We start from the raw sequence: 20,276 nt of genomic DNA, 5'->3' as shown, positions 1-20,276 counted from the left end.
ACTTGGCTCAAGGTTCAAACGTCTCGTTTGACGAGTCGCTTGCCTTGATATTTCAGTGACATTGTCACTGACTCATCGGCAAGCGCCCACATGAATTACCTGATCAATTTTTAAAGAGCGTGCTCTTGACTCTAATGAGTTCAATGAGCGTCTCGCTGTTGCCGAGCGCTTTGCCCAGCGCCCTGCGAGGAAGGCGTATTCTACAGAATCGAAGCGTTTCGTCAAGCGCTTTCTTTTGCGTCCCGCAAGCGATGCTCGCAGACTTCAAAAGAGAGCGAAGCGTGCCTCAGTGCATCTTTCAATGCCCTGTCGACGACTCCGATCAAGTGGCGAGCATTTTACCGATTTCTCGTTGCTCGTCAAGCAGTGATTTTTCCGAGAAGCTAAAAAAAGCCTTTTCAAATCAACTACTTTTACCACTCTTCACCGCCTGTGACGTTTGCTCGTCGCCGGCAGCGGATGCGTACTTTACGGATCTACTGCCGGCTTGGCAAGGGATTTTTTAAAAAATGTCAGGCGCTGTCCGAGCCTTCTTCACGATGGCTGAACGCAGGCGAAAACTAGCCGCTACAACCTACTCGATGCCGTCCTGAGGCACGCGCACCAGACCTTCCATCAGGATGCGTGCGCTACGACTCATGGTGGCCTCCTCGGCGACCCACTCATTCTCCTGCTGCATGACGCCTGCCCCTACCCGCAGCGTGCCGGAGGGATGACCAAAGACAACCGAGGCTCGCTCATTGCCGCCTCCGGCAGCGCGGTTGACCAAGGTGCCAGGCACGGCGGCAGCCACACCAATAGCGACGGCAGCGGTTCCCATCATGGCGTGGTGCAGCTTACCCATCGACATCGCCCTGACCAGAAGGTCGATATCGCCGGCCTCTATCGACTTACCGCTGGACGCCGCGTAGCTCCTGGGAGGGGCAACGAACGCAAGCTTAGGCGTGTGCTGCCGATTCGCCGCGTCCTCTAGCCGGTTGATAAGCCCCATCTTGAGCGCACCATGCGCACGCAACGCTTCAAGCCGGGCTAGCGCAGCAGGATCCTCATTGATGTCTTCCTGGAGCTCGTCTCCCCGGTAACCGAGATCCGCGGCATCGACAAAGATCGTCGGGATGCCTGCGTTGATCAGGGTAGCGTCGATCCTCCCTCCGGCCACGATATCGTCAGGCACGCTGAGCTCGTCGACGACGTGCCCCGTGGGAAACATGCTGCCCTCCCCATCGGCGGGATCCTTGAAGGCGAGGTGAATCTCAGCGGCGGGAAAGGCGACGCCGTCCAGCACGAACTCGCCGGTTTCCTGTACCCGGCCGTTGCGCACCGGCACACGAGAGACGATCGTCTTGCCAATATTGGCCTGCCAGATTCGCACCTCGACCTCACCATCATGGGGAATGCGCTCGGGCGCAATCATTCCACTCTCGATGGCGAAGGGGCCGACGGCTGACGAAAGGTTGCCACAATTGCCGCTCCAGTCGACGAACGGCTTGTCGATGGACACCTGGCCGAACAGGTAGTCGACGTCATGATCTGGTGATTCGCTGGTACTGACGATGACAACCTTGCTGGTGCTTGAGGTGGCGCCCCCCATGCCATCAGTGTGCTTGCCGTAGGGATCCGGGCTACCCACCACCCGCATCAACAAAGCGTCTCGGCTTGGCCCAGGGCGACGTGCAGATTCAGGAAGGTCGTCCTGGCGGAAAAACGTTCCTTTGCTGGTACCACCACGCATGTAAACAGCGGGAATACGAAGCTGCGGCAGGTTCGCCATGGTCACGCTACCTCCGACTCAAGAAAATCCTGAGCAAACCGCTGCAAGACACCGCCAGCACTGTAGATCGACAGCTCTTCAAAGGTATCGATGCGGCAGGTGACAGCAACGTCCTCGACCTCTCCATTCCCTCGCTGAATCTTGAGCGTCAAGCGGGCACTGGGCTGGATATCACCGCTGACATCAAAGGTCTCGCTGCCATCGATTCCCAGCGTCTTGCGCGTCGTTCCCGGCAGGAACTCCAGGGGGAGCACTCCCATGCCGATCAAGTTGGTACGGTGAATACGCTCGAACCCTTCTGCCACGATCACCTCGACGCCGGCCAGCCTCACCCCTTTGGCTGCCCAGTCTCGAGAGGACCCCTGCCCATAGTCGGCGCCAGCAATCACGATCAGCGGCTGCTTTCTCGACATGTAGGTCTCGATCGCTTCCCACATCCGCATCACCTCACCTTCAGGCTCGAGCCGAGTCAGCGATCCCTGCTTGACCTCACCGTCTACCACCGCCATCTCGTTTACCAGCTTGGGGTTGGCAAAGGTCGCGCGCTGGGCGGTGAGATGGTCTCCTCGATGGGTCGCATAGGAGTTGAAGTCTTCTTCCGGCAAGCCCATCTTGGCGAGGTATTCGCCAGCGGCACTGGTCGGCAGGATGGCGTTTGACGGCGACAGGTGATCGGTCGTGATGTTGTCACCCAATACTGCAAGCGCCCTCAGCCCCGTCAGGGACCGCTCGGCTGCCAGCGCGCCTTCCCAATAAGGAGGACGGCGAATGTAGGTGCTCATCTCACGCCAGTCATACAGCGGGCTGATCTCCTTGGACCTGTCAAACGTGGTGTCGAACATCGGAATGTAGACATCGCGGAAGTGTTCCGGCTTGACGCTCTCGGCAATGATCGCGTCGATCTCTTCATCCGCTGGCCACAGCTCCTTCAAGGTGATGGGGTTGCCCTCGGAGTCATGACCCAGCACGCCTTTTTCAATATCAAAGCGCACACTGCCCGCGATGGCGTAGGCGACCACAAGAGGCGGCGAGGCAAGAAATGCCTGCTTGGCATAGGGATGTATCCTGCCATCGAAGTTACGATTGCCTGACAGCACGGCCGTTGCGTACAGGTCACGCTCGACCACTTCTCGCTGAATCTCGGGATCCAGTGCACCGCTCATGCCGTTACAGGTGGTACAGGCAAAGCCGACGATGCCGAAACCAAGCTGCTCCAGCTCACTCAGCAGGCTGGATTCTTCCAGATAGAGCTGTACGGCCTTGGATCCAGGCGCCAGCGATGTCTTGACCCATGGCTTACGCGTCAGGCCCAGCTCATTGGCGCGCTTGGCGAGCAGACCCGCCGCGATCACGTTGCGTGGGTTCGAGGTGTTGGTACAGCTCGTGATGGCGGCAATGATGACCGCCCCATCCGGCATTTGGCCAGGCGTCTCTTCATAGGGCGCCACAATCCCCCGCGCTTCCAGCTCACGGGTGGATACCCGGTTATGGGGACTCGACGGACCGGCCAGAGTGCGCTCGACCGTGGACAGGTCAAAGTGCAGCACGCGTTCGTACTGGGCATCGACCAGACTGTCCGCCCACAGCCCCGCTTCCTTGGCATAGGTTTCGACCAGGGCGACCTGTTCAGGCTCCCGTCCGGTCAACCTCAGATAGTCCAGCGTCTGGTCATCGATGTAGAACATGGCCGCGGTGGCACCATATTCCGGTGTCATGTTGGAGATCGTAGCCCGGTCACCCAAGGTCAGGTGCGCGGCGCCTTCACCGAAAAATTCCAGATAGCTGGATACCACCCGCTCCGACCGCAGGTATTCGGTCAGGGCCAGCACAATGTCTGTCGCCGTGATACCCGGCTGTGGCTTGCCGCTAAGCTCTACCCCGACGATATCCGGTAGACGCATGTAAGAGGCTCGACCCAGCATCACGCTCTCGGCCTCCAGGCCGCCCACACCGACGGCAATGACGCCCAGTGCGTCTACATGGGGCGTATGACTGTCGGTGCCGACCAGCGTATCCGGGAAGGCAACGCCCTCCCGCGCCTGAATCACCGGCGACATCTTCTCCAGATTGATCTGGTGCATGATGCCGTTGCCCGGGGGAATGACGTCGACATTCTCGAAGGCCTCACGGGTCCAATTGATAAAGTGGAAGCGGTCCTCGTTGCGCCGATCCTCGACAGCGCGGTTCTTTTCGAAGGCGCCCTCCTCGAACCCCGGATGCTCCACCGCCAGCGAGTGATCGACGATCAGTTGGGTCGGCACCACAGGGTTGACCTTTGCCGGGTCACCGCCCTTTTCGGCGATGGCGTCACGCAACCCTGCCAGGTCTACCAGGGCAGTCTGTCCCAGGATGTCATGACACACGACACGCGCCGGGAACCAGGGGAAGTCCAGATCCCGCTTGCGTTCGATGAGCTGTGACAGAGATGCCCTGAGATCCTCCGGAGGACAGCGCCTGACCAGGTTTTCCGCAAGCACTCGGGAGGTGTAAGGCAAACGCTCATAGGCGCCGTCGGCGATGGCATTCACCGCTTCCCGGGTGTCAAAGTAGTCCAGCTCAGTGCCGGGGAGCGGCTTTCGGAAATCGGTATTCATGGCAGGAGTTCACGGTCGCTTGCACCATCGATTGCGGCTCGATGACACATGTTGTTAGAAGAAGCGGCAGGCAGAGTGCCTGCCGCTGCTGGCCGATATGCGAGTGTTGCGTCAATCGCGCTGCTCGATCGGCACCCAGTCAGAGTGTGCAGGCCCGGTGTAGTCGGCGCTGGGACGAATGATGCGGTTATTGTCACGCTGCTCAAACACGTGAGCGCACCAGCCTGTCACCCGCGAGCACACGAAGATCGGTGTAAACAGCTTGGTCGGAATGTCCATGAAGTGGTAGGCGCTGGCATGGAAAAAATCGGCGTTGCAGAACAGTTTCTTCTCACGCCACATGACCGCTTCAACCCGCTCCGACACCGGATACAGGAAGCTGTCACCAACGTCCTCCGAGAGCTTCTTGGACCACTCCTTGATGATGGCATTGCGGGGATCGGACTCGCGGTAGATGGCGTGGCCGAACCCCATGATCTTTTCCTTGCGCTCCAGCATGCCGAGGATTTCCTGCTCGGCTTCTTCCGGGCTCCGCCAATTCTCGATCATCGCCATGGCTGCCTCGTTGGCACCGCCATGCAACGGACCGCGCAACGAACCAATCGCCCCGGTCACGCAGGAGTGCATGTCGGATAAGGTCGAGGCACAGACCCGCGCAGTAAAGGTGGAGGCGTTGAACTCGTGCTCTGCGTAAAGGATCAGCGAGACGTTCATCACTCTGGCATGCAGCTCTGACGCGGGCGCATCGCGCAGCAAGTGCAGGAAGTGACCGCCGATAGACGCATCGTCTGTCTCGGTCTCTATACGCACTCCATCATGGCTGAAGCGGTACCAGTAGCAGATGATGGATGGCAGCGCCGCCAGCAGACGGTCGGCGACATCCTGCTGCTGGCCGAAATCGGCTTCCGTCTCGAGATTGCCGAGCATGGATGCGCCGGTACGCATGACGTCCATGGGGTGGGCATCCGCCGGGATCTGCTCCAGTACGGTCTTCAAGGCATCGGGCAGACCCCGCAAGCTCTTGAGCTTGGCAATATAGTCGTCAAGTTCACGCTGGTTGGGCAGCTTTCCCTTCAACAGCAGGTAGGCGACCTCCTCGAAGCGGGCCTTGTCTGCCAGCTCCTTGATATCGTAGCCGCGATAGGTCAGCCCCGACCCACTCTGTCCCACCGTGCACAATGCCGTGGCACCAGCACTTTGCCCGCGCAACCCAGCGCCTCCGATCGGTTTGTCAGCCATGGCGTAGCTCCTTATGTCATCGTTGGTCGTTGTTATAAAAAATGATTAAGCGTGATTGAGCGCGAAAGCGCGTCACCGCATCATCTGGCGAGCCGATGTGATGTCAGTCCTTGCCCTCGGCGAACAGCGCGTCCAGCTTGCGTTCGAACTCGTGGTAGCCCAGCACGTCGTAGAGCTCTTCACGGGTCTGCATCATGTCCACCACATCGCGCTGGTGACCGTTGCTTTGAATACTCTGATACACCTGAAGCGCTGCTGCGTTCATCGCCCGGAAGGCTGAAAGCGGATACAGGACCAGACGACAGCCCACTTCGGCCAACTCCTGCTGACTGAACAGCGGGGTCGCTCCGAACTCTGTGATATTGGCGAGAATCGGTGCATCAACCCGAGCACAAAACGCGCGGTAGTCATCCAGGGTATGCACGGCTTCAGCGAAGATGGCGTCAGCGCCTGCCTCGATGCACGCATTGGCGCGCTCGATGGCAGCATCCAGCCCCTCTTTCTGAAAGGCATCGGTACGCGCGATCAGGTAGAAATCCGGATCGATGCGGGCGTCCGCCGCCGCCTTGACGCGATCCACCATCTCCTGCTGGGAGACGATGGCCTTGTTGGGACGGTGGCCACAGCGCTTCTGCGCCACCTGGTCTTCCAGGTGCACGGCAGCCACGCCTGCACGCTGCATTTCCTTGACCGTGCGCGCGATGTTGAAGGCCCCACCCCAGCCAGTATCGATATCCACCAGCAGTGGCAGGTCACTGGCACCGCAGATGCGGTGGGCATCTTCCACCACATCATTCATGGTGGTCATGCCCAGATCAGGCAGACCGAAGGACGCATTGGCAACCCCCCCGCCGGACAGGTAAATCGCCTGGTGGCCTGCACGTTCGGCCAGCATCGCGGTGTAGGCATTGATGGTGCCGACGATGGGTAACGGCGTATGGGCGGCAAGGGCTGCGCGGAAGCGAGCGCCCGGCGTCATTGAGCTAGGGGATGTCATGCAAGTCTCCAATCATGGTGGGGTCGAAAAATAGGCCATCAGCTACCGAGGTCAGCACCGATGACCACATCGGGCTCGTCACGGCCTTCGAGAGAGGCGGCATAGCGGGCCATGACGTTCTCGCGGGAAGCGCTGACATGGCGTCGCATCAGCAGCTCGGCAAGCTCGGCGTCCCCTGCCTCAATGGCGTCGACGATACGGTGGTGTTCGACAAACGCCTTCTGCGGTCTGGCACCGCTGGCACTGAACTGAGTGCGATACATGCGCACCAGGTAGTAGAGGTCATCACACAGCAACGCCATGAGCATCCGATTGTGGCTACCGAGCACGATGCGGTAGTGAAAATCCAGATCGCCCTCGCGCTGGTAATAGGCTTCACCGCTGGCCAGGTCCGCCTGCTTCTCGTGCACGGCCAGGACCTCTCTCAGCCCGGCTATCTCGCTGGCCGTCATGTGCTCGGCCGCGATTCTCGCCGCCATGCTCTCGAGCGCCTCGCGTACATCGAAAAGCTCCATCAGCTCTTTCATCGACAGCTTGACCACCCGCGCCCCGACGTGGGGCACGCGCTCGATCAAGCGGTGCGCTTCAAGGCGGCGCATGGCTTCTCGCAGTGGACCACGGGATATGCCATAGGCCTTCGACAGGCCCGGCTCGGTGATCTTGCTGCCAGGCGCCAGCTCACCACGGACGATGGCGTCCTGCAGCTGGTGGAAAACACGCTCTGCCAGGGTCCTGACTTCGGGGGGTACCACTATCTCGTGTTCAGCGCTGGTCATGGCTTGATTGTCGACAATAAATGGATAACAGGAATGTAAGACAGGCCAAAGACTGGGTCAATGCCCGGTAAGGACCACAACCTTAGCCATTGGTTGTAGACAATACAACCCAAGGTGTCAGCACGGTGACAAATGCAGCGTTGAGGCAACGCCCGCGGCAACAACGACAAGTGTTTGCGTTGGCCGTAGAATACGCAGCCTGCACTACCCGAGGCCCCGCATGAACGCCCAGCTAGACATCACGCCAATGCCCTATCAGCCCACGCCACTCGGCTATTTCGAGTCACTCCGCTCGAGACCTGGTGCTGTGCTGCTGGACAGCGGCAGGCCTAAGGCTCCCGGCGGGAGGTTCGATATCTTGACCAGTGATCCGCTCGATCAACTGGAGATCGACCCGCTGGGCAAGGCGTGGGATGCGGAAGGCAACCTTGTGACGGGCTCTCCCTTCGCCGCTCAGCAACGCCTGCTGGACCGATTGCCAAAGACAGACCTGGTCTCCGAGCTGCCCTTTCTCGGAGGCTTGATCGGCTATTGGAGCTATGACCTGGGTCGTCTTATCGCCGGAGTCAAAGGCCCGGCACGCGCAAGCACCCGACTTCCCCTGGCACGACTGGGCCTTTACGACTGGGCCTTGATTCAGGACCACGAGCAACAACGCAGCTATCTCGTTGCCGACGCGGCGCGACGTCAGCGGGTCCTCGCCTGGCTGCTCGAGCCTGCCGAAGACAGTCACTTCACACTGACATCCCGCTTCACCTCCAACCTCGACGAAGCGTCCTACCGCGACCGCTTTGAGCGTGTTCAGCACTACATTCGGGCAGGAGACTGCTACCAGATCAATCTTGCCCAGCGCTACTCGGCACGCTACCAGGGCGATCTATGGGGAGCCTACCGGCGCCTTCGAGCGGCGACCCCAACGCCCTTTTCCGGATTCATGTCGTGGCAAGGCCGTCACGCTGAACAAGGTCTCCTGTCGGTGTCTCCAGAGCGCTTTATCGAATGCCGGGAAGGTACCGTGGAAGCACGACCCATCAAGGGCACTCGTCCTCGCGGGCAGTCGCCGGCCGAAGACTTGGCCCTCGCTGAAGAACTACGGCAAAGCGTCAAGGACCAAGCCGAGAACGTCATGATCGTGGACCTGCTACGCAATGACCTGGGGCGAGTCTGCGAAACCGGCAGTGTGAACGTTCCCCAGCTGTGCGGTCTGGAAAGCTACGCCAACGTGCATCACCTGGTCAGCATCGTGAGTGGAAAGCTACCGCCACACACGCCACCGCTGACCCTGATGGAAGCAGCGTTCCCTGGGGGATCCATCACCGGGGCACCCAAGATTCGCGCCATGCAGATCATCGACGAACTGGAGCCAGACAGACGCAGTGCCTACTGCGGCAGCCTCGGCTATGTCGATGTTCGTGGCCATATGGACACGTCCATCGCGATTCGCACGGTGGTGGCCGATGACAAGCACCTGCATATCTGGGGAGGCGGTGGCCTAGTGGCCGATTCCGAGGCAGACGCTGAGTACACTGAGACCCGGGACAAGATTCGACACCTGATGTCAGCCCTGGGCGATAGCAGCCATCAGGACTGACCCGCCCAAACCAATGGGAATAAGAACCCTTATCGCTAATCGATAAACGCTATATAAGAACCGAACCAATCGATATTGGGGCCGGACTAGCGCCTTTTGGTAGGGTAGCGGCAAAACACACACTGGAGGTCGCCGTGACGCCCTTTGACCCCAATGCCTTCGTCCTGGAACATGACCAGGCGACGCCCAAGAACATCCTGAAAGCCGCCTATGAGGCCTTCGGCCAGCTGACAGTCTCCTTCTCCGGTGCCGAAGACGTGGTGCTGATCGACCTGGCCCTCAAGGTGGCGCCCAAGGATAAGGTGCACGTCTTCTGCCTGGATACCGGACGGCTGCATGCGGAAACTTACGAGTTTATCGAGCGGGTGCGCGAGCACTACGCCATCGAGATAGACATCCGCTTTCCTGATCAGCAGGCAGTTCAGGACCTGGTTCGCGAGAAGGGCCTGTTCAGCTTCTATCAGGATGGCCACCAGCAGTGCTGCGGCATTCGCAAGGTAGCGCCATTGCGTGAACGCCTGGCCGGACTCCCCGTCTGGGTCACCGGGCAGCGTCGCGACCAAAGCCCAGGCACCCGCTCCCAGCTGCAGATCGCTGAACGCGACACCACCTTCGGCAGTGAGTCATCACCGCTGTACAAGATCAATCCATTGACCCACTGGTCCAGTGAAGACGTCTGGAACTACATCCGCTCCTTCGATGTGCCTTACAACCGTCTGCATGAGCAGGGCTACGTCAGCATTGGTTGCGCGCCCTGCACCAGGCCCATCCTTCCCGGTCAGCACGAACGTGAAGGACGCTGGTGGTGGGAAGACCAGGGCGGCAAGGAGTGCGGTCTGCATGTCCTCAACCTGCCTCCGGTGGCCGCCAAGGATTAAGCGTCCACCGCCACGAGCGTCGAGCTGAACCAAAAAAAGCGCCCTTCGGGGCGCTTTTTGGTGTCCTGCGACTACGCTTCTGCTGCTTACCTCAGCGAACTGGCAGCTCGATACCCTCGAACAGGGTGTGCTCATGCCGGGGCCCTGCCGCCAGCGCCGCATCCACCAGATCTCGATCAAGGTGGTCGGCAAACTGTTTCAGGAAGTCATACATGTAGCCACGCATGAAGGTTCCTCGACGAATGCCGATCTTGGTGGTGGAACTGTCAAACAGATGGCTGGCATCCAGCGCCACCAGATCATGATCCAGCTCTTCGTCCACCGCCATGTGCGCCACGATGCCCACGCCGAGGCCAAGCCGCACATAGGTCTTGATCACATCGGCATCAGCGGCCGTCAGCACCACATTGGGCGACAGGCCCCGAGCCCTGAAGGCATCGTCGAGCTGAGACCGACCGGTAAAGCCAAAAACGTAGGTCACCAGGGGGTGTTCGGCCAGCTCATCCAGGCCCAGTCGCTCTACCCCCGCCAACGGATGATCGCGTGGCACCAGCACGCAGCGATTCCAGCGGTAGCAGGGCAACAGCACGAGATCATTGAAGAGTTCAAGAGATTCGGTGGCGATGGCAAAGTCCGACTGCCCTTCACTCACCATCTGAGCAATCTGCTTGGGCGTCCCCTGCTGCATGTGCAAGGCCACGTCAGGATATCGCTGGGTGAACGACTGAATCACGGGGGGCAGACAATACCGGGCTTGGGTGTGCGTAGTGGCAATGGCCAGGCTTCCACGTCGCTCATCCGAATGTTCCTGAGCCACATCCTTGATATTGGCCGTCAACCGCAGCACCTGACCGGCCAGCTCGATGATCGCTTCGCCGGCCGGGGTGACTCGGGTAAGGTGCTTGCCACTGCGCGCGAAAATCTCCACCCCCAGCTCGTCCTCGAGCAGGCGGATCTGCTTCGAGATCCCTGGCTGGGAGGTGAACAGACTCTGGGCGGTCGCCGATACATTGAGGTTGTGGCGGGAAACCTCCCAGATGTAGCGCAGCTGCTGTAATTTCATGGCCGGAGCTTACCTCGTCCGAAGTCGTCGGATTGGTGCAAGAGAGATGCGGCAAGGCGCTCAATGGAGGTATCAGCCATGTTCGGCATGGCGTAAATGCCTTTTACGTACAATAGTTGCCATGGCAACGGACTCGTTCGTAAGAGGGGCCACCGCCGCCCGGCACATGCCAAAGCGCCATAAAGAACCCTGCGGTGATTACTTTATAGCATAATGAGATCGATTGCAGCGGTTCGTAAGCTGACTAAGAAACTATCGACCCAATATTTGCCAGCGTATTGGCCGACCGCTACCATCGTGCCACCGGACATGGCGGACATGTCCCCCATTCCGCTCGATGAAGCGCAACATATATGGAGAAACACATGGCTAACAATGTCGATGTCACCAATGCCAACTTCGAGCAGGAAGTTCTGCAGGCCGATTCCCCGGTATTGCTGAAGTTCTGGGCTCCCTGGTGCGGTCCGTGCAAGGTGATGGCACCGGTGGTCGATGAAGTCGCCGAAGAGCGTGACGGCGCCCTCAAGGTGGTCAGCATCAATGTGGACGACGCCCCTGAGATCGCCGCCGAGCAGGGCGTGCGCGGTGTGCCCACCGTCATGCTGTTCAAGTCAGGCGCCAAGGTTGCTTCCTTGGTGGGCGCTCAGTCGAAGTCTCAGCTGACCCAGTTCATCGAACAGAACGCCTGAGCAGCATGACCTGACGAGCGCTCGGCACGGCACCGCCTGCATAAGGCGAGTCAGTGCTGACACATCGAACCCGACGCCTGTGAACAGGCGTCGGGTTCGATGCTTTTATGACTTCATCTCGGCATGCTGCCAGGCCACTAGCGCGCTTACTTGCGCAGCACGTAGCGCAGGATCTCCACCACCTGATCAGTGCTGGTCGCCCAAGCCTGAGCGTCAGCGTCGACCTCCTTAAGAGGGTGCACGATCTCTTCTGCGTGCAGGGTGACATAGGGTTTGCCAAGCGCCGCACAGTACCCCGCGTCGAAGGCCGCATTCCATTGCTTGTACTTGTCACCAAAGCGCACGATGACCAGGTCGCTCTCGCCGATCAGGGTTCTGGTGCGAATCGCATTGACCCGCGATGACTGATGGTCCCGCCAAAAGCCCTCCCCGGGCACGCCGAGCATATCACCAGCTGCATCACTGGCATCATGGTCGGTCACCGGCTGGGTGAAGACGACGTCGAGCCCCGCCTCCCGGGCACCCTGCTTGATCTCCTCACGCCAATCGGTATGTATCTCTCCAGACAGGTAGACGGTAAAGCTCATTGCATCGTTTCCTTTGTAGGGTTAGACCGGCTGTTTCAAGAAGCACACTCACCGCCTCATCCGAGGCAGGCCTCGCGAGCACGGCGCGGCCCCTCTTCTCTCTGAGCCGGCCAGCTGTTAATTTTATTCGGGTGGTGATGACGGGACATGGAGCGCCCTCTGGCTCAGCCATGATACCTGGTGGTCTGAACCACACAACCACGTGCCGACCGCTGACACTGCCTTCTTCATGGCCACCACCGATGAGAGACGGCGACAAGGAACCTAGATGCAAGACACGGACCCCACTGACAACGCAGCACCGATGTCCTCGGCAGATACGCGCGAGATCAATCGTCGTCAGGGCCACTTCGCCAGCCAGGACACCTTCTGGCTGTTTGGCTACGGTTCGCTCATCTGGAAGGCCGACATCGCCTATCGCAAGCGTCGTCCCGCCCTCATTCATGGCTACAGCCGACGCTTCTGGCAAGGATCCCACGATCATCGGGGGACACCAGACGCGCCCGGGAGGGTCGCCACCCTGGTGCGTGAGGAAGGCGCATCATGCCTGGGCATGGCCTACCTGATCGGCCCCGAAGCGCTCAGCCCACTGGATTTGCGCGAGAAGAATGGCTATCTGCGAGCCAGTGTCACCCTGCACTTCGTCGACCATGGGACGAATGGCGATCAGCCCCGGAACCAGCACCAGGTCTCGGCCACACTTCAGACAGCAACGGGCTTGGTGTATATCGCCAGTAGTGACAACCCGGCATACCTTGGTGATGCACCGGTCGATCACATCGTCCAGCAGATCGCCCGATCCCACGGACCCAGCGGCCCCAACAGCGATTATCTGCTGAACCTCGCGGATGCGCTGAACGGTCTTGGCGGCGACGATGCCCACGTCTTCCAACTGGCACAGCGGTTACGCCAGCGAATGCGCCAGGCGGCCCCTCAGTCGTCTTGTCTTGAGTGAGCGCCGCCCTGCCCTGTTCTCCGCACACTGTTCTCCGAAAACCGTTCTCGAAAAACTGCTCTCGAAGCGTAGGTCTTGACCTGTTATCGCTGATCGAATGCCGCTGACCTGTCTTATACGGCTTCTTTCGATGATCGTTGGCAGTACACCGTGCCTTGACCGCATGGACCGCTCGCGGTGATCTGATCGACCACTGCGCTTTACGGCAGCCCGAGCCCTGTCAGCCAACAGCCGACAGCCGACAGCCGACAGCCGACAGGCCGCTTCTGCCCTTTACTCGCTGGAGATCCCAGATGAGCGTCACTCTTGAAGACGTCAGACACGCCGCTGACGCCATTGGTAGCCACATCGTGCGCACCCCGTTGCTGCACTCTGCCACCCTGTCGCGCCTGACCGGTTGCGAGCTGTATATCAAGTTCGAGAATCACCAGTTCACCGCTGCCTTCAAGGAACGCGGTGCGCTCAACCACCTGCTCGCCCTGACCGAAGCGGAGCGCAAACGTGGCGTCATCGCCATGTCAGCCGGCAATCATGCCCAGGCCGTGGCCTATCACGCTTCGCGGCTGGGCATCCACGCCGTCATCGTCATGCCGCGTCACACCCCAAACCTGAAGGTCAGCAATACCCGTGCTCTGGGGGCCGAGGTCCATCTGCAGGGAGATGGCGTTGACGAGGCAGGTGCCTACGCGGCGCGCCTGGCCGCCGAACATGACTACGTCTTCGTCCATCCCTACGACGATGAGAAGGTGATTTCAGGCCAGGGCACTATCGCACTCGAAATGCTGGAGGACGAGCCGTCACTCGAGGCGCTGGTCATTCCCATCGGCGGTGGTGGGCTTATGGCAGGCAACGCCGTCGCGGCCAAGGGACTTAACCCCTCCATCGATCTTCTTGGCGTGCAGACCGCACGATTCCCTGCCATGCAGCAAGCCCTGGCCGGCGAGCCGATTCACTGCGGGCGTGCCACCATTGCAGAAGGCATTGCGGTGAAGCAGCCCGGCCAGATCACGCGGGAGCTGATCCGACAGCACGTCGGTGACATCCTGCTGGTCGATGAAGCGGATATCGAGCGCGCCATCCTGATGCTGCTGGAAATCGAGAAGACGGTGGCAGAGGGCGCTGGTGCCGCAGGACTTGCCGCGGTGCTGAGCCAACCCGAGCGTTTCCGTGGTCGCAAGGTAGGACTGGTACTGTGCGGCGGCAATATCGACATGCAGGCGCTATCGTCTGTGATTCAACGAGGACTGGTCAGGTCCGGCAGGATCGTGCGCGTGCGGGTCGGCATCTCGGATGTCCCGGGCTCCTTGTCCGAGCTCACGCAGCTGCTGGCTGAGCAGCGCGCCAATGTCATCAGCATCACCCACCAGCGCACCTTTACCGACCTTTCCCTGCGAGCGACAGAAGTGGAGGCCACCCTGGAAACCCTCGGCAGTGAGCACACCCGCGACGTCCTGGCAGCGCTTCGCCGCGAAGGCTACGACCCGGTGATGCCCGCCAACGAAGTCCACCCCGATGAACGCTACGCCAGCGCTGGCGAGCCAAAGGATACCTCCCAGCGCTGAGCACGCAGCACTGCGAGTGCTGAGTCAGGCGCATGGCCCCAGTGGCATAGCCAGTTGAATCGCCAGGTGAATCGCCACTGGGGCACCCCTAACATCCCTCTGCCAGCATCATTCTCGCAACAGCCCCGCGGAGCGCAGTGCATTGCCTGTCGCAGGCCCCAACTGAGCCAGGACATTCAGCTGAGTACCAAGCTCTGTCACTTGTCTCTCCTGGGCGAGTTGTTCCACGCGGGCAGCCTGAGCCTCGACGGCCTGACAGCCTAACGAGGCCGAAATCCCCTTGATATCGTGGGCCAGCTGCGCCAGCTGCCCGTGGTCATGCTGCGACAGTGCATCACGCATCTCCCCCAGTCGCGCCGGGTAGCGCTGCAGATAGCTGGCGATCATGCGACTGAGGGCCTGCGGTGAGAGCACCTGACGCAGCTCCTCGACGGTGTCTCCCGACAGCAAGGTCTCGTCCACACTGATCTGGGTTTCCAGCATCGGGGCCACGACCGTCGGCGTCACCTCTTCGCCGTCTGCCGCCACTGCGGCAGACTTCACCATCAGCGTGTCTCGTTGAACATACTGACGCAACATCTCGGCCAGCTCTCTTCGCGAGAACGGTTTCCCGATGACATCATCCATCCCTGCATCCAGACAGGCACGATGGTGCTCGGGCATCACATTGGCGGTGACGGCAATAACCGGCAGTCGCCTGACCCGGTGGCCCTGATCAGCCATTGCCTGCTCATGGGCTCGCCAGCGGCGAGTGGTTTCCAGCCCGTCCATCACCGGCATCTGCATGTCCATCAGAACCAGATCGAAGTTGCGCTGCATCAGCACTTCCAACGCCTGCTGGCCATTGCCCACCAGCTCGCAGGTCTGGCCCAGCCGCGACAGCATCGCCACCACCAGTTCTCGATTCAGAGCATTATCCTCGACCACCAGGATATGACGGCAGGACAAGGCCTGTGAGGAAGGGCTGGTCGCCTCTTCTACTCCTTCCACCACCGGCAGACGAAGATCAAACCAGAAGCGGCTTCCCGAGCCTGGCTGGCTTTCCACCTTGAGCTCGCCGCCCATGGCGGCCACCAGCTGTGAGCAAATGGCCAAGCCCAAGCCCGCTCCTTCATGACGCCGGGACAATGCAGAGTCTGTCTGCTCGAAGGGTTCGAAAATGCGCCGCTGATCTTCCTCGGCGATTCCACAGCCGGTGTCGTAGACCATGAACGTCAACACGTCATCGCCCTTGCCGGCAACCCTCAGCATGACGAAGCCACTCTCGGTAAACTTGAAGGCATTGTTGAGCAAGTTCATCAACACTTGGCGAAGTCGGTGTACGTCTCCGTCCACCCAGGCAGGAAGAGAAGGAGCGACCCGCATCAGGAACTGGACATTGCTACGACTCTGGGTTTGATAGCCCGTGGCCAATTGGTCGAGCATCCTGGGCAATTGGAAGGGCTGGCGCTCGACGGCCAGGTGACCGGCCTCAATGCGGGTATAGTCCAACACATCGTTAATGACCGATCGCAGTCCCGCAGCACTGTCCCGCAACCCTTCAATTTGCCGACGCCCCTGCTCACTGAGGGCTTCATCGCACAGCAGGTCGGCCATTCCCAGCACTCCGTTCAGGGGCGTGCGTACTTCATGACTCATGATCGCCATGAAGTCGGACTTCGCACGGTTTGCCACCTCCATGCGATGGTAGGCTTCGCGCAACGCCTCAGACTGAGCTTCCAGCAACTGCGTCTTCTGCCGATGCTGGCGTGCCTCCTTGACCAGCGCCCAGATCAGTACACCGCCGGCCACCAGGGACAGTAGCACGGCAATCAGCATGGCGACGTAGAGTTGATCCAGCACATGCATATCCCTGCTGCGTTCTTCGGCGGATACTCGGCCATGCTGTAACATCAATTGACGACTTAACTCCTGGGCATCTGCCAGGCGGTTGTTCAGCGATCGCCTCAGGTCCTCATCATAGGCGAGCTGGCCATTGGCGAGCGCAGCAAAGCGCTCGTCCAGGGACTGCATGATGCCTTCTATCTCGCCGATCAGTTCACCTGCTGCTGCATGATTGGCCAGGAAGTTCGCCGCCTGTCCTTCGAGCAAGAACACGAAGCGTCCGTAGAGCAGCTCGAACTCCAGCAACGTTTCATCCAACTCCGTATCGCCCCGTTGCCAAAGCGCCAACCGCAGATCCCTCAACGCACGATCATATTGGTAGAGCGTCCAGGTGACCGTATCGATATCACGGTGGTGAAGTGAGTTACTGCGGTCATAGATCAAGCCGCCCGTGATCACCACGGCAACGATGAAGACGATGGCGGCAACGGCGGGCGCCTTGATGCGCAGAAGCTGGGGCATGGCCAATCAGCGCACCTCGATTCGAGCGACCTGCCAGACAGAACGACTGAAGTAGATGTTCGTCTTGAGGTCAGGCTCTTCGTCAAAAGGGTAGATCACGAACAGCGGCCCCTTGTCGCGAATGCGCATGGGCTCGCCATCACGGCGCATGGCCAGAATGACGTCATGCTGCTCGGCATCTTCAATCGGAATCAGCGACTCGTAATCCTTGATCGCGATCACACGCAGCTCACTGCCTTCAGCACCAGCGGCATCGAGCACATCGCGCAGAAGAGGACCAGAGAACCGCGACTGACCGTCTATCCAAGGATTACCGGTGATCACGTCATGCTGGGGCAAGGACTCCAGCATACGAGCATCGAAGTGGGCTTCGTCTTCGACGTTGGGAGACGTCAGCTGACCGGAAAGAGTGAGAATGACACGCTCCTGTGGAGACTCCAGAGCCAGCGAAGGGCCTGTCGCCATCAGCAACATCACCAGAGCCATGAGTCGCCACGTCTGTCTTGCTTTGCTGCACCATCCCTGCTGCCGCTGCATAAAATCTCTCCGCTGAATACCGAGCCTTCCTGCGAAACTGTGCCGTATCAGCAATATGCTACTGCCAGTGCTGCCTCAAGGGAAACTCTGGGTCAACCCTGATCACAGCACCAACGGCCGCGAAAGAGCGTAAACTGTCCTCAAGATCGGCAATGAGATTGAGAGACAGCGCCCCATTACACAGCCGTGCGCCATTCGCAGAGCCTGCGCCAGCCACAGGCGAAGCAACAACGGTGAGAGCAGAACCCTTGGGGTCAGTCAGTCAAGCACGCGGCAAAACGGGTTTAGCGCAAGCTGTCGAACACACCTTCCTGGCGCCAGGCCAGGCCAGTCTGGGTGCCCATCTCTTCTAGCTCGCTGATCAAGGACGCGACCGCCTCCAGCCGCTGCTCCCCAACGCAGTCCAGAAGTCGCTGCGCAACCTCGGCCACCGCACGACATCCCAGGGTACGGGATGCATGCTGTAACTCGCTGGCCTCGGACACCAGCACCGACAGGTCACCTTCCTCACGGGCTTGAGACATACGCGCGATGCGGGCCGGAAAGCGCGCGAGATAGCCACGCACCATGCGCTCCAAAGCATCCGCGGAGACCATCGAACGCAACTCCTGAAGGGTGGTGGAGGCGATCACTGCTGGGCGGTCGACAGAGCCCTCAGCGGGTTTGTGGAAAGAGCCATCAGCGGGGTTGTGGAAAGAGCCATCAGCGGGGTTGTGGAAAGAGCCATCAGCGGGGTTGTGAAAAGAGCCATCAGCGGCTTTTGGGAAAGAGCCATCAGCGGTTTTTCCGAGAGAGCCATCAGCGGGGTCGTGGTAAGAACCATCAGCGGGCTTGTGAACAACACCCTGTTGGACAACGCCCTTGCCGTCCAGAGAGGGGTAGACCCGTGAAGGATAGCGCTCCAGCACGCAGGCAAGGTCGTGGCGCGTGAAGGGCTTGCCGATCAAGTCGTCCATGCCCGCCTCCAAACTTGCCCTGCGATGCTCTGGCAGCACGTTGGCCGTCACTGCAATGATCGGCAGACGGTAGTCTTCATCGCCATCCACACCTCGCCCAGAGCGTTCCTTGTCACGCCACCTTCGGGTCGTCTCCCAGCCATCCATTACCGGCATCTGCAAGTCCATCAAGACCAGATCAAACTCGCGTTTTGCCAAGACTTGCAGGGCTTCCTCGCCATTGGCGACCCGCTCGCAGGACTGCCCCAGCCGGGCCAGCATACTGGCCACCAGCTCGCTATTCAGCGGATTGTCATCCACCACCAGGACATGATGCGGTGCCAACGCCTCTAGCGCAGCGCTATCAGAGGTCTCCTCCAGCGCCGCTTCGTCGCAGGCAGGTAATGGCAGCTCGAACCAGAAACGGGAGCCACTGCCCAACTGGCTGTCCAGTTTGAGGTCTCCGCCCATGGCGCGGACCAGATTACGGGCGATGGGAAGCCCCAGGCCGGCACCATCGTGGCGTCGGGCCATGACCGAGTCAGACTGCTCGAAGGGCTCGAAGACGCGATCCACATCCTGCTTCGAGATACCGCATCCCGTGTCATAGACCACAAACGAAATTCTCTCATCCTGAGCGCGGCTGACGCGCAGCATCACGAAGCCCTGGCGCGTGAACTTGAACGCATTGTTGAGCAGGTTCTGCAGGACCTGGCGCAGCCGATGCAGATCGCCAAGTACCCAATCCGGCAGGTCAGGGGCCAGTCGCATCAAGAACTGTACGTCGCTCTGATGGCGTGAACGATACCCAAGCGTCGCCTGCTCGAGCATTCCCCGCAGGGCAAAGGGTTCCTGCTCCACATCGATGCGCCCGCTTTCCAGACGAGTGAAATCAAGCACATCGTTAATGACGCTTTTCAGCCCGGTCGCACTGGCCTCGAGGCCCTCGATATGGCGCTTGCCCTGTTCACTCAGAGTTTCGTCCCGCAGCAGGTCAGCCATACCCATGACGCCGCTCAACGGCGTGCGCATCTCGTGACTCATGATCGCCATGAAGTCGGTCTTGGCGCGGCTTGCGCTCTCGGCTCTCTCCACCGCATCCTTCAATGCGCGAGACTGCGCCTGGAGCAGCTCGGCCTTGAGCGTATGCGCACGTCCTTCACGCATCAGAGCCAGAACCAGTACGGTGCCAGCCCCCATGATCAACACGATACAGGCCAGCACCACCCCATAGAGGCGCAGTAACGACTGCGTGTCACGGGTGCGGATCTCAGCCACGCTAGCCTTATGCTGCAGCAACATGTCGAGACTTGAAGACTGCAGCTGCGTCAGCGTCTGACGCAGTGACGCTCTTGCCGCTTTATCCAGCGGCGCCCCGGCCACGAGATCACCCACCCGCACAGCCAGCTCGTCAATCAGCTGTTCACTCTGCAGATAAAGCGCTTGGGAGGCCTGGGTCTGACGCAGGAAGGCGCGGGTTTGCCCTTGTCGTAACAGGTCATTGCGCCCTTGCAGAATCTCGAAGTCCAGCGCCAGCTCATCGATGGCATCAGCCGGCGCTTCGGCCACAAGGATGCGCATCTCTCGCACCATGCGATCGAATTGATACAGATTCCAGGTGACAGTATCCAGAATTCGATGCTGAAGTTCCTGCTGGCGATCAAAGGTCAAACCGCCCGCGACCAACGCGGCCACGAAGAACATCACGGTGGCTGTCGCGGCTACCCGCGAGCGATAGGGCAAGCTCAGCATGTCC

15 protein-coding genes are annotated in these 20,276 nt (G+C 60.1%); 5 read left to right on the top strand and 10 right to left on the bottom strand.

Annotated elements, in window-relative coordinates; translation table 11 throughout:
- Positions 1–574 precede the first annotated feature (574 nt).
- The 5 genes from prpF to KUW18_RS19490 all read right to left on the bottom strand — a co-directional run bounded on the left by prpF (position 575) and on the right by KUW18_RS19490 (position 7,377).
- A complete protein-coding gene (gene prpF / locus KUW18_RS19510) occupies positions 575–1,771 on the bottom strand; it encodes a 2-methylaconitate cis-trans isomerase PrpF (protein ID WP_222562184.1) in 1,197 nt (398 codons plus the stop codon).
- 2 nt (positions 1,772–1,773) lie between these two features.
- The gene (gene acnD / locus KUW18_RS19505) at positions 1,774–4,365 is read right to left on the bottom strand and encodes a Fe/S-dependent 2-methylisocitrate dehydratase AcnD (protein ID WP_222562183.1); all 2,592 of its coding nucleotides are present in this window, start codon (positions 4,363–4,365) and stop codon (positions 1,774–1,776) included.
- A gap of 111 nt (positions 4,366–4,476) precedes the next feature.
- Positions 4,477–5,604: a 2-methylcitrate synthase gene (gene prpC, locus KUW18_RS19500; protein WP_206944832.1), complete on the bottom strand. Its 1,128-nt coding sequence runs from the start codon at positions 5,602–5,604 to the stop codon at positions 4,477–4,479.
- A gap of 103 nt (positions 5,605–5,707) precedes the next feature.
- Positions 5,708–6,601, bottom strand: a complete 894-nt coding sequence (gene prpB, locus KUW18_RS19495) for a methylisocitrate lyase (RefSeq protein ID WP_206944833.1) — start codon at positions 6,599–6,601, stop codon at positions 5,708–5,710.
- Between the two features lie 38 nt (positions 6,602–6,639).
- The gene (locus tag KUW18_RS19490) at positions 6,640–7,377 is read right to left on the bottom strand and encodes a GntR family transcriptional regulator (protein ID WP_206944834.1); all 738 of its coding nucleotides are present in this window, start codon (positions 7,375–7,377) and stop codon (positions 6,640–6,642) included.
- A 220-nt stretch (positions 7,378–7,597) separates the two neighbouring features.
- Between KUW18_RS19490 and pabB the strand changes: the two genes are divergently transcribed.
- A complete protein-coding gene (gene pabB, locus KUW18_RS19485) occupies positions 7,598–8,968 on the top strand; it encodes an aminodeoxychorismate synthase component I (protein WP_222562182.1) in 1,371 nt (456 codons plus the stop codon).
- Positions 8,969–9,102: 134 nt separating this feature from the next.
- Entirely contained in the window at positions 9,103–9,846 is a 744-nt protein-coding gene (locus KUW18_RS19480) for a phosphoadenylyl-sulfate reductase (RefSeq protein ID WP_206944836.1), read from the top strand.
- 91 nt (positions 9,847–9,937) lie between these two features.
- Here KUW18_RS19480 and cysB read toward each other — a convergent pair whose 3' ends face one another.
- Positions 9,938–10,909 carry an HTH-type transcriptional regulator CysB gene (gene cysB / locus KUW18_RS19475; RefSeq protein ID WP_206944837.1) on the bottom strand — a complete coding sequence of 324 codons (972 nt, stop codon included), beginning with the start codon at positions 10,907–10,909 and terminating at the stop codon, positions 9,938–9,940.
- Positions 10,910–11,274: 365 nt separating this feature from the next.
- Between cysB and trxA the strand changes: the two genes are divergently transcribed.
- Positions 11,275–11,598 (top strand): thioredoxin, encoded by a 324-nt coding sequence (gene trxA / locus KUW18_RS19470; RefSeq protein WP_206944838.1) that lies wholly within the window; start codon positions 11,275–11,277, stop codon positions 11,596–11,598.
- 146 nt (positions 11,599–11,744) lie between these two features.
- On the opposite strand, the gene KUW18_RS19465 is transcribed toward trxA, so the two are convergent.
- Positions 11,745–12,185 carry a YtoQ family protein gene (locus KUW18_RS19465; protein WP_206944839.1) on the bottom strand — a complete coding sequence of 147 codons (441 nt, stop codon included), beginning with the start codon at positions 12,183–12,185 and terminating at the stop codon, positions 11,745–11,747.
- Between the two features lie 268 nt (positions 12,186–12,453).
- Between KUW18_RS19465 and KUW18_RS19460 the strand changes: the two genes are divergently transcribed.
- Positions 12,454–13,140, top strand: a complete 687-nt coding sequence (locus tag KUW18_RS19460; protein ID WP_261396819.1) for a gamma-glutamylcyclotransferase — start codon at positions 12,454–12,456, stop codon at positions 13,138–13,140.
- 293 nt (positions 13,141–13,433) lie between these two features.
- The gene (locus tag KUW18_RS19455; protein ID WP_222164342.1) at positions 13,434–14,702 is read left to right on the top strand and encodes a threonine ammonia-lyase; all 1,269 of its coding nucleotides are present in this window, start codon (positions 13,434–13,436) and stop codon (positions 14,700–14,702) included.
- 108 nt (positions 14,703–14,810) lie between these two features.
- Here the strand turns inward: KUW18_RS19455 and KUW18_RS19450 are convergent, their stop codons facing one another.
- The 3 genes from KUW18_RS19450 to KUW18_RS19440 all read right to left on the bottom strand — a co-directional run bounded on the left by KUW18_RS19450 (position 14,811) and on the right by KUW18_RS19440 (position 20,272).
- Positions 14,811–17,048 carry an ATP-binding protein gene (locus tag KUW18_RS19450; RefSeq protein ID WP_222562181.1) on the bottom strand — a complete coding sequence of 746 codons (2,238 nt, stop codon included), beginning with the start codon at positions 17,046–17,048 and terminating at the stop codon, positions 14,811–14,813.
- Positions 17,049–17,054: 6 nt separating this feature from the next.
- Entirely contained in the window at positions 17,055–17,534 is a 480-nt protein-coding gene (locus KUW18_RS19445; RefSeq protein WP_222562180.1) for a molybdopterin-dependent oxidoreductase, read from the bottom strand.
- Positions 17,535–17,869: 335 nt separating this feature from the next.
- A complete protein-coding gene (locus KUW18_RS19440; RefSeq protein ID WP_222562179.1) occupies positions 17,870–20,272 on the bottom strand; it encodes an ATP-binding protein in 2,403 nt (800 codons plus the stop codon).
- Positions 20,273–20,276 lie beyond the last annotated feature (4 nt).

Source organism: Halomonas sp. DP5Y7-2 (assembly GCF_019802025.1).
GTDB lineage: Bacteria > Pseudomonadota > Gammaproteobacteria > Pseudomonadales > Halomonadaceae > Halomonas > Halomonas litopenaei_A.
This window is presented reverse-complemented; position numbering and strand designations above follow the sequence as displayed.

Coding starts and splice junctions, on each gene's coding strand:
- pabB (WP_222562182.1), top strand. CDS start 7,598: ATGAACGCCCAGCTAGACATCACGCCAATGCCCTATCAGCCCACGCCA.
- prpC (WP_206944832.1), bottom strand. CDS start 5,604: ATGGCTGACAAACCGATCGGAGGCGCTGGGTTGCGCGGGCAAAGTGCT.
- trxA (WP_206944838.1), top strand. CDS start 11,275: ATGGCTAACAATGTCGATGTCACCAATGCCAACTTCGAGCAGGAAGTT.
- KUW18_RS19450 (WP_222562181.1), bottom strand. CDS start 17,048: ATGCCCCAGCTTCTGCGCATCAAGGCGCCCGCCGTTGCCGCCATCGTC.
- prpB (WP_206944833.1), bottom strand. CDS start 6,601: ATGACATCCCCTAGCTCAATGACGCCGGGCGCTCGCTTCCGCGCAGCC.
- KUW18_RS19465 (WP_206944839.1), bottom strand. CDS start 12,185: ATGAGCTTTACCGTCTACCTGTCTGGAGAGATACATACCGATTGGCGT.
- KUW18_RS19445 (WP_222562180.1), bottom strand. CDS start 17,534: ATGGCTCTGGTGATGTTGCTGATGGCGACAGGCCCTTCGCTGGCTCTG.
- KUW18_RS19455 (WP_222164342.1), top strand. CDS start 13,434: ATGAGCGTCACTCTTGAAGACGTCAGACACGCCGCTGACGCCATTGGT.
- acnD (WP_222562183.1), bottom strand. CDS start 4,365: ATGAATACCGATTTCCGAAAGCCGCTCCCCGGCACTGAGCTGGACTAC.
- KUW18_RS19440 (WP_222562179.1), bottom strand. CDS start 20,272: ATGCTGAGCTTGCCCTATCGCTCGCGGGTAGCCGCGACAGCCACCGTG.
- KUW18_RS19460 (WP_261396819.1), top strand. CDS start 12,454: ATGCAAGACACGGACCCCACTGACAACGCAGCACCGATGTCCTCGGCA.
- KUW18_RS19490 (WP_206944834.1), bottom strand. CDS start 7,377: ATGACCAGCGCTGAACACGAGATAGTGGTACCCCCCGAAGTCAGGACC.
- prpF (WP_222562184.1), bottom strand. CDS start 1,771: ATGGCGAACCTGCCGCAGCTTCGTATTCCCGCTGTTTACATGCGTGGT.
- cysB (WP_206944837.1), bottom strand. CDS start 10,909: ATGAAATTACAGCAGCTGCGCTACATCTGGGAGGTTTCCCGCCACAAC.